Raw genomic sequence first — 15,443 nt, 5'->3', positions numbered from 1 at the left:
CTCGCCCAAATAGAGGCAGCGCGGCAGGCAAAAATTTTTGATGCGGCGTCAATCGGCGTGGCGGCGCAGTCGCGACCGCTATGGATGAAGGCGACTGCATGTGTCATGGCGGTGGTGACTTATCTGCTTCCCGGCGTGCTCACGCTGGACGAGGTCGCACATGCTGCACCGATCGTCGACCCGCGTGCACCTATTCCGTTTCAGCCAAGCATCACGCAGACGAGCACTGGTGTGCCGGCGGTCAATATCGCCGCGCCGAACGCCAACGGCATCAGCGTCAATAGCTACCAGTCATTCAATATCGACAGCAACGGGCTGGTGCTGAACAACAGCCTCACACCCGGTACGCCGCTGTTGGGCGGCACGCTTGGCGCCAACCCGAATCTCGCCGGCCGTACTGCGAGCGTGATCGTCAACCAGGTCACGACAACGGGGCCTGCTTCAACGCTGGTCGGTCCGTTGGAAGTATTCGGCAGTCCGGCTTCGATCATCATCAGTAATCCAAACGGCGTATCCGTCAACGGGCTTTCGTTGACGAACGCGACGGGGCTTGTGTTAACCACCGGCACGCCGCAATTCCTGACCGGGGTCGGCGGGACATCGACTGACTTTGCGCATGCGGGCTCGCTTGCCTATAACGTGACGTCGGGCAATGTGTCGATCAACGGGCCGGCCGGCGTCAATGGGCCGGGCGCGGGGATCGAGGGCACGGTGGGCAATATCGATGTGATCGCGCAGACGATCAGTCTGAATGCGCCGCTGCGTGCCGATCAGCGCATCAACCTCGTGGCGGGTAATCAACTGGTCAGCCCGAGTTCCGCGGACGCATCCGGTACGAACTACGGCACGGCATCGAATGGTGTGGCCAATACGGCGGCCGCGATCGGAAACAACGCAGTAGCAATTGATGCAAACCAGTACGGATCGGTGACGAGCGGACAGATCTATATCGTCTCGACGGCCGCTGGCATGGGCGTGAACACACAGGGCGCGTTGACGGCGACGGCAGGCAATCTCACCGTCACGTCGAACGGCGACATCGCCGTGAACTCTACTTACGCGCAACAGGCGGCAAGTCTGGCCGGCGCCGGCAAAGTGTCCATGTCCGGCAGCAATCTTGCGAATCAATACACCGTCAGCGCAACCGGGGATATTGCCGCGACCACAGCGTCCGTGCAATCGGTGCAGGACCTGAACATGACTGCGGGCGGCGGTTTGAACGTCGGCACCGCGCAGTCCAATGGCAGCGTCAATCTTCGCGCCGGTGCCGACATGTCTGTCGGGTCAGTGCAGACAGGTAATAACCTGTCGATGACGACGACGGGCAGCACAGGCAATGGTGACATAACGATCGGCGGCGCCGTGTCAGCGCCCGGCGTGATCACACTGAGCGCGGCTCGCGATGCGACAGTGAATGGCGCGGTCACCGGCGGCAGTACCGTGCAGGTTCTCGCACAACGCAGTGCGACGGTTAATGGTCGCGTGTCGTCGTCGGGTGATCTCACGCTCGCCGGTCAAACGGGCAACGTTACGACCGCAGGAGACGTGCAGACGAGTGGAAACCTCAGCGCCACTGCCGGTCAGACGATGGCGCTGGGTGGCAACGTCGCGGCAAACGGCAACACTACACTGACTGCGGGTTCCGATCTTGGCGTCTCCGGCACACTGGCAGGCAATGGCTTTGGCGTGTTGGGCGCGGGTGGCAATCTCACGGCGAACGGCGCCGTAACCTTCGGCCAGAATGCGACGCTTACTGCGGGTCAGAACGTCAGCCTGCCAGGCGCTGTCACGGCCGGCGGAAACTTGAACGTGACCGCTGGCAATAACTTGACCGTGGGTTCCGCAGCCGCGGCTGGCGACACAACACTGGCAGCCGGCGGTGGCGCCGCAACGATCAACGGTGCAATCCTAAGCGGCGGAGACACTGCTGTTAATGCTGCAACGGACGTGGCCGTTGCCGGCAGCATTACGGGTAACAAGACGGGCACCCTGAGCGGTGGTCGCGATGTGTCATCGAGCGGGACAGTGACGTTTGGGCAGGACGCGATCGTTACGGCGGGACGCAATGCTGATCTTGCCGCAGCGGTAAAAGCCGGCGGCAACTTCGCTGTCACGGCTGGCAATAACGCGACCGTGGGCGGCGCGGGTGTAGTGGGCAATACGACGCTGATTGCAACAAGCGGTGGTGTGACGGTCGACGGAGCGCTCGCTACCGGTGGCAACACGATAGTGAGTGCTGCCACGGACGCAATCGTCTCCGGTGCGATTACCGGCAACGGCACGGGAAATCTGAGCGCGGGACGCAATCTGTCGGGTGGCGGCACGGCGGGCTTTGGATCGGATGCAACCTTGAGCGCAGGGCAGGCGATCAGCCTGTCCGGGTCGTTGCAAACGGGCGGCAATCTGAGTGCGACTGCTGGTACCAGCCTGACAGTGGGTGCCGCAACCGCAGTGGGCAATGCGACGCTCAAAGCCAACGGCGGGGATGCCGCGGTTAACGGCGCGGTGCTGAGCGGTGGCGATCTCAATGCGCAGGCCACGGGCAACCTCACCGTGACGGGGAGTGTGACTAGTCTCGGGAAGACCGCTCTGACGGCCCAAGGCGGCAACCTCACTGCACAGGGCGGTTTGAACGCGGCGGGCGACGCAACATTGGCGGCAGCCCACAATCTCGCGGTGACAGGCACGACGCAGGTTGGCGGCGACGCGACCCTGACCGGTTCAAACATCAGCACGGGAGGCACGACCACCGTTTCGGGCAATCTCGTGGCGACCGCACAGAACGGTCTCGACCTGTCCGCCGGGCAACTGAACGTCGTGAAAAACGCTACGTTATCCGGCGTCAACGTGACGACGGGCAACGCGCTGATCGGCGGGAATCTGAGTGCGAACGCGTCGAACCAGTTGACGACGGCTGGCGCCCAGACGCTCGTTCAAGGCTCGGCTACGTTGTCGGGCGTGAACGCGGTTATGAACACGGGCAGCGTGCTTGCGGGCGGCGCACTTGCGGTTACCGGCGCGAGCGTAACGAATACGGCGAACGCAAGCCTGATTTCTACCGCAGCGACGACCGTCAACTCGACGAACCTGAACAACCAGGGATCGATAGCAGGCTTAACGACAGCTGTTACGGCGAACGGCTCGCTCACGAACAACGGCGGCGCGATTATCGGCACGAATTCGCTGAACGTCACGACCGGCAATCTGGCAGGCAACAATAACGGCGTGATCTTCGCGGGCAGCACCAGTGCTGCGAGCCCTGGCACGCCGGGGGACGCGACGGTCACCGTGACCGGCGGCAACGGCACATTCAACAATGCCGGCGGCCAGATTCTCGCTCAGCACAATCTGACGCTGAACCTGCTGAACCAGGCGTTCGACCCTTCGGCGGCATCGAGCGGCACGTTCAATCTCGGCAACGTGCTGACGATCAACACGCTGCAACTCAACAATTCCGGCACGTGGGCCATGCCCGGCAATAGCGTGTCGATTAGTGCGACGCAGGGTTTCAACAATAGCGGCACGATCAGCAAGTCAGGCGACATCACGCTGTCGACCAACGGCACGTTGATCAATAGCGGCACGATTAGCGCAGGCAACGACGTCAATCTGTCCGGCACGATCGTCAATCAGGCAGGCGCGACGATCCACGCGAACGAGGACATCAGTCTCAACGGCGCGACGACCAACCAGGGGACGGTCAGCGCCGTGCGCGACGTCAACCTCAATGGCAGCAGTTACGACAATAGCGGGGCGTCGACAGCGGCAGGGCGCAATCTGACTGCAAATCTGTCAGGCGATCTGACGAATATCGGCGGCAAGATCACCGCGCAGAATGACATCACGATCACGGCCGCGGATGTGAACAACAGCCGGGCCGGCGCGAACACGACGACTACGACTACGTCGAGTACGACGATCGCGGCGGCGGGGATGGGGTCGGCGTTTCTATCGACGGCGATCGGATCGCTGACCTTCTCCGGTTCCACGACAAACCCGATAGACGACTCGACCAACACCTACTCGGGTTCGCTCACCGGGCGCATTGGCGATTTCCAGCCGGCTTCGGCGACGGATGTTACGGCGGCCGATCTGAGCGGAGGGACGTTCAACGGTATCGCGCTGCCCACGGTCACGCAGACCACGACGACGACCCAGCCCACCGGGCAGGCCGGCGTGATTGCCGCCGGTCACGACCTGTCGATCACTACCGGCGCGTTGAACAACCACGGCAGCACGATCTCCGCCGGGAACAACATCACGTTGAACGTGGCGTCGCTCGATAACGGCGGCGACGCAATCACCTCGACGATCACCAACAGCATCGACAGTGCTGCGTACGCAAACTTCCTGACGCAGCTCAACGCGGCCTATACAGCGGGCACGCTGGTCCCGATGCTTCAACCCATCGACGATCAGGGCAACCCGGCACCCGGCAACTATACCGCGACCTCCGCGAACATCTTCACGACGAGCGCCCCGCCGGCGGCGCAGACCTCCACGGTCACCGTTTATACGAACCAGAACGCCGGGAAGATTGTTGCCGGCAACGATCTGTCGCTGACCGGAACCGCGGGCGGCCTGACGAACGCCGGGAGTCTCTACGCGGTGCAGGACATGCGTGTCACCGCGAGCAGCTTCACGAATCAGGGCTACCACAGCGACTCCGTGACGTCGAAGACGGGCTGCGCGGCTGGCGTTACGGCGGCGCAATGCGGCTACATAGGAACGGTTATCTCGTCACCGAGTGGCAACGACATCGAATATCAGCGGCCGGGGCAGGATGTCACCGATGCGATGACGAGCTCCCAATTCTTCTGGGCGCTTGCGGGTAGTTTTAACGCGACCTATGGGCCGGGCAACGACGCTACGCTGGTCTACGGCGATCAGACCACCACGCAAAGCTACAGCTACACGCAGACGAACAACACGGTGTTCGCCGGCCGCGATCTGATCATCGCCGCGCCGACCGTGAACAACACGTACGGCAATCTGCTCGCCGGCCGCGACGTCGTGATCGGCGGTACGGGGACCACGCGCAGCAACACCGACCCGACCAACCCGCAGACCAGTCTCACGCAGTCGGCGAGTGTGACGAATACGTCGGGCAATATTCAGGCGGGTCGCGATATCGCGATCAGTACCGCTGCGTTGACCAACACGCTGTCCGCGGCCGTTCAGGTCTATCAGAACTTCGGCAAGACGGCCGTGGCCGGTTGTAGCGGCGCCAATTTGCACTATTGCGACGCCTTCACCGACCAGCAGTCGGGCGACGCATCGACGATCACGGCAAACCGTAACCTGTCGTTCAGCGTGGGCACGCTGGTCAATACCGGCAGCCTGATTACGGCTGGCAACCAGGCGTCGATCGCCGCTGCGTCGACCGTGACCAACCAGGACCAGACGCTGAATGCGTACTGGCACGATGCCTTCTATGGCGGCGTGATCGACGCCTCCATCCCACCGGACAACTTCGGTTGCGCAACGGCTGCGAACTGCGCGTCGCTGTTCGGTAGCGCCTACCACAGTGGTCGCGACAATGTTCAGCCACCGACGCCATACAGGAGCCTGTCGGGCACGATCCAGGCACCGTCGCTATCAGTGACTGCTGGCGGCCAGTTGCAGAACTCCGGCAACGTGTTGGGACAGCAGGTCGCTTTGACGGGTGCAACGCTGGTCAACGGTCTGACATCGCCGGCTGTCTATACGCCGCAGCCGACCGGCTCGAATCAGGTCATCTCACTCGGCCCCGTGGGCACGCCGGTTGTTGCGTCAAACGCGGCGATTCTGGCTGGCGGTATCGTGACCATCGGAAGCGGTCTGGCCGGCGCATCAGGTGTCGCAAGTGGCATCGCAGCCGGCTCCAGCGGATCGTTGGGCACGGCGGGCAGCACGTCCGCAGGCGTCACTGCTCCCGGCAATGCAGCAGGGTCGATTACCGCCCCAGCCCTGGAGTTGGGTTCTCCGTCGACGCCTGTATCGCCGGGCGTTACGGTAGCGACCGGCGCGTCTGCCACAAGCGGCGCCCCCAACGTCAGCTATCTGGTCAACAGCCCGGCTTCACTGGTAATGGGCAACATCGGGCCGAGCCAGTTGCTGGCCAATCTGCCGGCGAGCCTGCAGCCGAATACCACACAGTTCTACTACGACCCGTTTACCGAAAATCAGCTGCTGCAGCAGGCTGCGTTGGCGCAGACAGGGCAGGCGAGTTTCGTGAGTGGGCTGTCTTACGACAACACGAAACAGTCGTCCGTCACGGACCAGGAAAAGAAAGCGCTGTACGGTAACGCGATCCAGTATGCCGAGGCGAACAACATTGCGCTTGGCACGGCACTGACGCAGGGCCAGATTGCCGCACTCGACAAGCCGATGCTTTGGTATGTCGAAGAGAGCGTGCCTGAGCCGGGATGTACCGCCACCGGGACGGCGAGCTGTCCGACGGTTGATGCGCTGATGCCGCAGGTGTATCTGCCGCAGAACTATGCAGTGGTTCAGCACGACGGGACGATCAGCGGGCAGAACGTCACGCTCACCGCGTCGAACGGTGGATCGATCACGAATACCGGCTCGATCACGGCGACGGATACGTTGACGGTCAACGCCGGTTCGCTGACGAACCAGCAGCGGTCGACGGACATTGGGACGCAGAGCACCTACATCCCCGATCTCTACGAGCTGATTACGACTACGGGCACCGTCGCGCAACAGGGCGGGTTCATGTCGGCTGGCAATTACCAGTTGAATGTCGATGCGGTGAACCAGATCGGTGGCGTACTGCAGAAGCTCAATGCGGATGGCACGGTTGACGCGGCGGGGACGCAGCAGCAACTGGCCGCGCTGAAGGCGCAGTTGGGCAGCAGCTTTACGCAGTCGACGGTGCAGAACGATCTGCATACGAGTGTGACGTCGCTGGCGGACAGCGAGGGGATGTTCCAGACGATCGGGATGCTGGCGGTGATGGTGGTCGCATCGATTATGACAGCCGGAGCGGCATCGGCTGTCATAGGTTCGGGCGCGACCGTGGGCAGCACGTTTGCCGCCGGTACGGCTGCCACGACGACGGCCGAAGGCGTCGCGATGGATGCAGTGTCAGCGGGGTTGGGAAATATCGCGCTGTCGGCGGGTATCGCGGGGATGACGAGCAGTGCGCTGGGGCAGGCCGCAAACGGCACGTTCAGTCTCAACTCGATGCTTGTAGCTGGCGCTACGGCGTTTGTGACCGCGGGGCTGACGAACGGTATTACGGTCAGCGACGGTACCCCAGGATGGACTTGGACAGCTTCGAAGGATAGCCTGGCATCGCTGGCGGGTGTGCAGAGCGTTGGCAATGCGCTGGTGCCGCAGGCGGGGCAGGTGACAGCGAGCACGGTGCTTGCACAGGGTGCGGCGATTGCGGGTGAAGCGACGGTTCAGGCGGGTGTGCAAACGGCGTTGGGCGGCGGGAGTTTTCTGACGAACCTGCGCAATAGTGCCGTGGCCGATGTAGCGGCGGCGGGGGCTTATGCGATCGGTAATGCTGCCAACATTGAAGGATCGCCGATCCAGGTGGGAACGCCAGGCTACTGGCTGGCGCATGCTGCGTTAGGGTGTGCGGCCAGTGCGGCCGTAGGAACCGGGTGTGCAAGTGGTGCCATTGGCGGGGCGACGAGTGCGATCATCTCGTCCTATCTAATTGGGCAGATTGATCCAACGGGTGCGCCACTGACGCCGGAGCAGACCGCGCTAGTGACCGCGGTTGCGATGATCGCTGGCGGTGGCGTGGCGGGTGCGCTTGGGCAGAACGCAACCGGCGCGGCGATATCCGCCGAAAACGAAGCACTGAATAACGCGACGCAGCATCCGGGTATCGGAGATGAGAACAACGCTGCGAAGCCTGGACATGAGAACGAAGGCGAAAAGAACACCGTCTCCATTGTTCCGTCAGGCGGCGGGGCGGCTGACCCGATAGGGACCGATGACGTTCCAACGGTCGGCAAGGGAACGGCCGCAGGAGCGGCCGCTGGAGCCACAAACAACGGAAATGCTCAAACGGCAAGTCCGTCAAAGCAAGCACAGGCTTGGCAAGGAAGTGGCGCCTATCCTGGCGTCGATAGCTATACTGACGTGACTCTTTCGAAGGGTACATATGTCGTCGGGGCCGCTCCGGGGCAATCGGCGTACTACACGACGCTTAATGGGCTCAACGGCACCAACGGTACAGCTGCAGACTACTATCGAGCCTTGCAGATTCAGCCGAATCTGACAAATCCAGCGTATCCTCCGTACAGAAGCGGCGTGACGATCTATCAAGTCACTGGAAGCACTCCAGCGGCATACAGTTCTGCAACCACAGCGAACCCCCAGTTTGGTGCAGGAGGCGCACCGCAACTCTTCATACCGGATTTCCAAAATTCGCTGAAACCGATCTTTTCAATCCCGTTTAAAAAGTAATGTGATGGCACATGAAATAGACATCCATGATGGGTCGGTGCACCTGAGCAGCGGACCTCTACTCGCTCGCGACGTTCGCGCTCAACAGCTACGAGCCATGGGCATGTCGATAAGTCAGGTTTTTGATATGCAGACCGGCTGGCAATTTTTAACTAGCGGCCCGCATACCCTTCTCGGGAAAAATTCCAATCTTGCATTGGCTTTTTTCAATGACGAACTGAAGCGAGTCCATTTTGCGCTGAGTGAGTCAGGCATCACTAATCCGGAGGACGTCAAAAAGCTTCACGACAGAGTGCTCCTAAGCGAGTTTGGTGCTCCACAGGTCCAGGATTCTCGGAAGGCGATGTATGTATTCTCTTGGGGAACTATTGTCTCAGCGTGTGACCCTCGCGGAGGACAGTCGGAGATTGTATTGACGTGGCAATAGGGGCATCGGTAACGAATCAATCTCGGCGTTGTACTGCAGGTGTGTTGCCACAAACAGCGCGTCTGCACTTCAACAGGCGTCGAAGCTCTTCTCATCAAACGAGCCGGGAACGCTACAGATCGGCGGGACTACGTTCACCGAAGTGCCTAACACCGGTAACGCGGCGATGTTCAAAGGCGCAACGGATGCGCAGGTTCAGCAATATTTCATGGAACTGACTGGCTCGCCGGAGCTACCGGCGGCGCAGGCGATTCCTGGGAAAGGGACGATCTACGTAGTGAAGACCCCGAGTGGGAACTTTACATTGCGTGATTTTTCCTCTTCTTCGGGCCAAACGGGTTCGGCTTGGACGATCGATGTCCCGAAGGGGGCGGTGGGGACAACATACAATCCTGAGATCAAATTCCTCAAGGGAGGTAAGCCGTGAGCCCGATCGAACATATTGATGAAATTATCCAAGACTCGTTCGGCCTCTGGATTACAGGCTTGTTCAGCGCAATCGGCGGATGGAATCCAGCGCTTTCATTCGAGCAACACAAGGCGGCGTTCTTTTGGTTGATCGAGCACCTTCTCAGAACTGGGAAGATTAAGTTCATTGCTCCGGGGGCAGACTGTTATGTGTCGCCAGAGAACCCGCATCCACGGTTTACGATTCATGATGACGAAGCGCAGTGGAATGACTCCCCGGAGGCGATAGTCGCGCAGCTTCGTGCTCAATGGCCACAGGACGCACGCGACGAGGATGATCTGGACTTGATCGCTTATCTTTACAGTATGCCTGGTGTGATTTGGGTTGGAGACGATGGAACGCTTGTGGCCTCGTGAGGAGTTGGGTTGCGGGTCTGTTCGGTTGAGTTGCCACAAACACGGCGGCTGGTGGGCCCAAAGTACCGCCGAACCTTCAGCCGCTCACAAATCCCGCTCAGGGTCCGGTGATTCCTTCCGATTGGGTCAGCCAACCTGGTAGAACGCCAGGCAGTACCATTTACTATCCTCCGGGAACGGACCCCAGTGCTCCCGGAAGCACGTACATTCGGGTGATGCCGCCCGGGTCGACGCCAGTGCCCGGGCTTGAGAATGGCTATTGGGTCTCCATCCAAAACGGGCAGCCGATAAATCCCGCGACAGGTGGAACTGGTCCAAGGGGCCAGACGCATGTCCCGCTGCCGCCCAACACGATGCCGCCTACGCGATGAGAGGTCGAGGATGATTGAGGAAAAGGACTTGGCGGAATTCTGCGCAACAATCCTGACAGGAGTAACCGTTGGGATCGGTTCGCTGATACTGCTTTTTGCAAGCGGGGCACATGTGCTCGTGCAGTGCACGTTCCAGTGCATTGAGCGAGGGAACGTTCGCCATGGGCACGGAGAGCAGGCCACGGACAGCTCGCTTCTGTTTGAATATCTAAACCACACGGTAGGAAGCGCCGAAATCGATAACGAGTCAGTGCTGACATTGAACTTCGAAGACGGAAAGCATTTGAAGATCATCCCGGAGCGAAACGGGCTTGAATCTTACGTGGTCACGACTCGCTTCGGGGTTTGCCCGGTTATATCAACTTGAGGCGCAATTTACGGTTAGGTCGGCTGTTTGTGTTGCCACAAACAGCGGGGCCACGAGCCCGGTTGGCGTAAGCGGGAGCCCAATGACGTTTCCTGCGACGCGCCACAGAGCGGCGAAAAGACCGCGCTCAGTGAATAAAAGATCAAAAATTGAGGAAGCACTTGAACACCAGCATTCGAGGAATGAGGCATTTACCACGCCTATCCCACCTACTGTTCGTCATCGCCGTTGACGCAACCTTCACAGTCGCAACAACTGCAGCCCACGCCGCCGGCATCGTCTCCGACGGCGGCACAGCCACGACCGTCACCACGTCTGCAGCGGGCCGCCAAACCGTCAACCTTGCTCCCACAATCGGCGGCGTCTCAAACAACACCTACACGTCATTCAACGTGTCAAAAGCCGGCGCCGATCTGAACAACGTCGGCATCAACGCGCGCACGATCGTCAATCAGGTGACCAGCACGAACCCCTCGCTGATCCAGGGCGACATCAACGTGCTGGGCCCTCGTGCCAACGTGATTCTCGCGAACCCGAACGGCATCACGATCGACGGCGGCAGCTTCATCAACGCAGGTCACGTCGTTCTTTCGACCGGCCAGGTTAGTTTCAACGATCTCGTACCAGCTCCCGGCGTGACCCAACGCAACGTTGTGCTAACTACCAGCCGCGGCGCAATTACCATCGGCCCTGGCGGCCTGAGCGGCACACTCGTCAATCTCGACCTGATCGCCAAACAGCTATCGGTGAATGGCCCCGTAAAAAACGACTTCACGACCTCGACAGGCGGCGTGCGAGCAATCATCGGTGACAGCACGAATACCTACGACACGAGCCTATCCCCCAGCGACAACAACCACGACTGGCTCGTCAGCACGACGTCACCCGGCACGGCTAACTCAGCATTGGCCGTCGATATCACGGCACTAGGCGGACTGACCGGTGGCCGTGTCCAACTCATCGTCACCGACAAAGGCGCGGGCGTTCGCAATCTCGGCTCGATATACGCAAGCGCGGGCGACGTCATCGTGTCGTCGCTTGGTGACATTGGCGTAATCGACGGATCGATCAAGGCCGAAAACAATATTCAGGTCACCACGCCCGGTGCGTTCTCGTTGCAGGGCGCGCAGATGTCCGCCGCAAATGGCACGACGCTCAGCGCGAACGGCATTACGTTAGCCGACGAAGCCACTGGCGGCTCAACACTCAGCGCGCAAAACGGCGCGATCAAGCTGACCAGTACCGGCGACATCTCCAACACCGGCAGCCTGATCCAGGCCGGCGCGATCAGCGCGAGCGGGGCAGCGGTCGGCGGCGATGTGACCTTGAGCGCCACAGGCAACATCCTGAATGGTTCGAGCGCAGCGAATCTGGGCGTCGTCTTCGCGGCGAATGGACAAACGTCGCTAAGCGCGCAAGGCAACATCACCAACGAGAACGCCCGCATCCTCGCGAACGACAAAACGAGCGTGACCGCGCAAGGCGACGTTTCGAACATCATCGATCACACCGACGGCACGAACAGCGGTCAGCCGGTTGCGTACTCGCGTACGGGCGGTAGTTTTGTGCTCTTCACGCATAACACCAGCGGCTTCGACGTCGATTACGGCACCGTCGTGCAACCGGCTCAACTGGCCTATATCGCGTCGACCGGTGGCTCGGTCACGGTCTCGGGCAGAAACGTCACCAACTCCGGTGGTTTGATCCAATCGAATAAGGGAAACATATCGATTACCGCTCAGCAGGCCTTTACCAACGCGGCGGTGTTTTCGGGCCAGGCCAGTTTTTCGCGTAGTTGCTGGATATTCTGTCATGCGAGCGCATCGAGCAATGTGATGCCTAATGGCGGCACGATCCAGTCCGGTACGGACATTGCCATTTCCGCGGGGACCGTCGCGCGCAACATCGGGGGGAATGTTTTTGCAGGCGGCAATCTTAACGTGACGGCGCCGGTGACATACGCACAAGGCGTAACAGGTTACTCGGCGATCAATCAGGGCCGTGGCTTCAAGGCGTTTTTCGGCAGCACGTGGGCGCAGATCATCGCGAGCGATGTTGGCGGAGGCTTCACGGCAAACGGCTCGGTTTCGTTAGTCGGCAGCGCCGTAATCGATGGCGGTTATATCAACGGTAGCAACGGCGTCTCGTCAAGCGGCGGCATAACGACGGTCCGCGCGCCCGCGACGACACCTGTTCAGATCGGCCAGCATCTCGGCATGACGACGTGGTGGTGGCATTGATGCAGTCCGTATCGACCAGACCGCGCCTGAAATGCGCGGGGATAGCGCGCGCAGTTGCACTCGTCTTCGTGCATAGCGTCACCGTCCACGCGCAGACGCCACCGCCGCCCGCTCAACCCCAGCCGTTCGCACGACCGATTCAGGACCCCGCGCAATTGATCATCGACCAGCAGCGCGAGCAGGCTACGCAGCGGCAACTGAATCAGCCGCCCGCATCCATCGCGCTGCCGGAACCGGCTTCGCAGGGGTCGCTCGACGTTCCTCCCGACACACCGGTCGATCAGATCGTAGAGACGGGACCCGCTTTTACGATCAACCGCATCACGGTGGACGGCAATACCGTGCTTGCGCAAAAGCGTATCGACGCAATCGTGACACCGTTCGTCGGTCACTCGCTTGGTTCGCATCGTCTGAATGTACTGCTCAAGCGATTGACGGATGCGTTCGTATCGTCCGGCTATATCACGACGCGTGCGTTTCTCGGCCCGCAGAATCTCGAGTCGGGCGTATTGAACATTAGAGTTCAAGTAGGCCGCATCGCGGGCTATACGTTGAACGGCAAGCCGTTAGGCCAGCGGCTCAAAAAGGACGAACAGTCGGCCGGTGGTGGACTCCTGACAGACGCGGGATCGGAGTGGGCATTTCCGGCAGCGCCTGGCGACGCGCTGAACCTTGGCGACATTGATCAGGGGGTATCCCAGATCAACCGGCTACGGCGCAATCAGGCTGAAATCCAGATTCTGCCGGGTCAATCGCCGGGAGATTCCATTGTCGCGATCAACAACCGGCCGGGCGACCGCCTCTACTACACCTTGGGCGTCGACAATTACGGCAGCGCTGTGACTGGAATAACCCGCTACCGGGCGGGTGTGGAAGCGGACAACCTGATCGGTTTGCAGGAGTCGATCAGTCTGAATTTCCTCGACAGCGAGGACAGCAATGCGTTCGTTGGTTCGTTTGCGATGCCCTATGGCCGTCACACATTCAGCTATACCTTCTCGGATTCCGAATATCAGCAGCTAGTCGGCACGAGCGCGCTGATGTACGGGCGCACGCTGAGCCATATTCTCGGCTGGAACTACACGCTGGATCGCACGCAGGCCGGCATTGCGAATCTCGACGCCACGTTGTCATGGCGACGCACCGACCGCGAAATCAACGACATTGAATTGAATCCGCAGCACATTGCGGTACTTCGTATTGGCGGCAACTGGTTGCGCAAATTCGTGCTGAACGATGCCCCCGGCAATATCACGTTCGACGCCGGTGTCTCGGAAGGGTTGCCGTGGTTAGAAGCGGATCACGACGCACATGGGATAGGCCGTGACGACGCGCATAGCCAGTTCACCAAGCTGGATGCGACGGCATCGTTCACTGTTCCTCTTCCCAAGTTAGGCCGGGCGGCACTGGTCTATCGCGGCACCTTGAGCGGTCAGTTCACGAACGTCGCGCTCTATGGTTCCGAGCAGTTGTATCTCGGTGGTATGGATACCGTTCGCGGTTTCCGCTCGGGTGAGATATCGGGCGACCGGGGCATGTACTCGCGTAACGAGGTCGCGTGGGTGAATACGCCCGCATGGCACGACGGTCGAATCGAACCGTACATTTTTATAGATGCCGGAAAAGCGAGCCTCATTGCGTTGCCGGGATTCCCGACACTGGCCGGTGCGGGAGCAGGGCTGCGCGGGCAGTGGTTATGGCATCGGCAGATGCTGTCTGCGGAGGCGCTGGTCGGGCGGGCGCTCACGCAGCCGGCTGCACTTGGCCCCAAGGCGACACTTGTCCTTGCAACACTCAACTGGAATTACTAGGCATGAAACGAACTTCCCCTTTCACGATTCTGACGGTGGTGCATGCAATGCTCGCGTCCTGTCTGGTGGCGTCGGCAGCCGTCTCGGCTCAAACGGTCGCAGATGCACAGACGACCGCAGGCCCGGCGACGATGCCGGCCGGAATAGTGGCGATCGTCAATAGTGTCGCGATCCCGCAGGCGAAGCTGGACGAAGCCGTTCTTCAATCGCGCCAGGCTGACACGCCGCAACTGCGCAAGACGTTGACATCGCAGTTGGTCGCACTCGAGTTGTTCCGACAGGAAGCTGAGAAACGGCACTATGGGACGAAGCCCGAGGTGACGCAGGCGATGAACGCGGCGAAGGCGAACACCGAAACGGCGCTCTTCCTGAAAGAAAACGTACACCCGGAACCGGTCACGGATGCGCAGGTAAAGGCTCAGTACGATCAGATCGTCGCGTCGCTCGGCAAGGATGAATACAAGCCCCGAATCATTTCGGTTGCGGATGACGCAACGGCCGCTCTCGTCCTTGGAAAGCTGAAATCCGGCGTGGCATTCGACCAGCTCGCCCGGGAGTACAGCATTGCGCCGAGCAAGTCAGTCGGGGGCGAGTTGGCTTGGGTCAGCTTCAGAACGCCCGTTGCTGACGGACATACTCAGGGTGTGCCGTTACCGATAGCACAGGCGCTGGTGCAACTACCTCCTGGTGGCGTTACGTCTGTGCCGATCGTTGTCGACAATGCACGCGTGCTCGTGAAGCTCGATGCACGGCGGCCAACGGAAGTCCCTACGTTCGATCAGGCAAAGGGGGCGATTCGGCAGCAGTTACAAACGATAGCACTAGAAAAGGCGGCTGCCAGTCTGGTAGCGGGATTGCTGAAGGACGCGCGCATCCAGCAATAGGATGCGTGTTTATGGAGCGCCATTCTGATGTTCACAAGAACGCGGATCGGACATGCGAGCCAGGGAGAATCTCAGAGGCGAATGGCTA

At 60.5% G+C, this 15,443-nt stretch carries 7 protein-coding genes; all 7 read left to right on the top strand.

The window, feature by feature from the left end:
- The first annotated feature begins 105 nt into the window (after positions 1-105).
- The 7 genes from B0G76_RS40885 to B0G76_RS40845 all read left to right on the top strand — a co-directional run bounded on the left by B0G76_RS40885 (position 106) and on the right by B0G76_RS40845 (position 15,355).
- Positions 106-8,430 carry an S-layer family protein gene (locus B0G76_RS40885; protein ID WP_183082328.1) on the top strand — a complete coding sequence of 2,775 codons (8,325 nt, stop codon included), beginning with the start codon at positions 106-108 and terminating at the stop codon, positions 8,428-8,430.
- A gap of 593 nt (positions 8,431-9,023) precedes the next feature.
- Positions 9,024-9,284 (top strand): hypothetical protein, encoded by a 261-nt coding sequence (locus B0G76_RS40875; RefSeq protein WP_120298369.1) that lies wholly within the window; start codon positions 9,024-9,026, stop codon positions 9,282-9,284.
- Positions 9,281-9,682 (top strand): hypothetical protein, encoded by a 402-nt coding sequence (locus B0G76_RS40870; RefSeq protein ID WP_259460985.1) that lies wholly within the window; start codon positions 9,281-9,283, stop codon positions 9,680-9,682. Before B0G76_RS40875 ends, B0G76_RS40870 begins: the two co-directional genes overlap by 4 nt.
- 381 nt (positions 9,683-10,063) lie before the next feature.
- Complete coding sequence (locus tag B0G76_RS40860) at positions 10,064-10,420, top strand: hypothetical protein (protein ID WP_120298368.1); 357 nt, start codon at positions 10,064-10,066, stop codon at positions 10,418-10,420.
- A 182-nt stretch (positions 10,421-10,602) separates the two neighbouring features.
- Positions 10,603-12,660 (top strand): filamentous hemagglutinin N-terminal domain-containing protein, encoded by a 2,058-nt coding sequence (locus tag B0G76_RS40855; RefSeq protein WP_120298367.1) that lies wholly within the window; start codon positions 10,603-10,605, stop codon positions 12,658-12,660.
- Positions 12,660-14,471 (top strand): ShlB/FhaC/HecB family hemolysin secretion/activation protein, encoded by a 1,812-nt coding sequence (locus B0G76_RS40850; RefSeq protein ID WP_259460984.1) that lies wholly within the window; start codon positions 12,660-12,662, stop codon positions 14,469-14,471. The genes B0G76_RS40855 and B0G76_RS40850 overlap by 1 nt, the downstream gene beginning before the upstream one ends.
- Positions 14,472-14,473: 2 nt before the next feature.
- Entirely contained in the window at positions 14,474-15,355 is an 882-nt protein-coding gene (locus B0G76_RS40845; RefSeq protein ID WP_120298366.1) for a peptidyl-prolyl cis-trans isomerase, read from the top strand.
- Positions 15,356-15,443 lie beyond the last annotated feature (88 nt).

The sequence above is a fragment of the Paraburkholderia sp. BL23I1N1 genome, assembly GCF_003610295.1.
GTDB lineage: Bacteria > Pseudomonadota > Gammaproteobacteria > Burkholderiales > Burkholderiaceae > Paraburkholderia.
This window is presented reverse-complemented; position numbering and strand designations above follow the sequence as displayed.

Coding starts and splice junctions, on each gene's coding strand:
- B0G76_RS40885 (WP_183082328.1), top strand. CDS start 106: ATGGCGGTGGTGACTTATCTGCTTCCCGGCGTGCTCACGCTGGACGAG.
- B0G76_RS40875 (WP_120298369.1), top strand. CDS start 9,024: ATGTTCAAAGGCGCAACGGATGCGCAGGTTCAGCAATATTTCATGGAA.
- B0G76_RS40860 (WP_120298368.1), top strand. CDS start 10,064: ATGATTGAGGAAAAGGACTTGGCGGAATTCTGCGCAACAATCCTGACA.
- B0G76_RS40855 (WP_120298367.1), top strand. CDS start 10,603: ATGAGGCATTTACCACGCCTATCCCACCTACTGTTCGTCATCGCCGTT.
- B0G76_RS40850 (WP_259460984.1), top strand. CDS start 12,660: ATGCAGTCCGTATCGACCAGACCGCGCCTGAAATGCGCGGGGATAGCG.
- B0G76_RS40845 (WP_120298366.1), top strand. CDS start 14,474: ATGAAACGAACTTCCCCTTTCACGATTCTGACGGTGGTGCATGCAATG.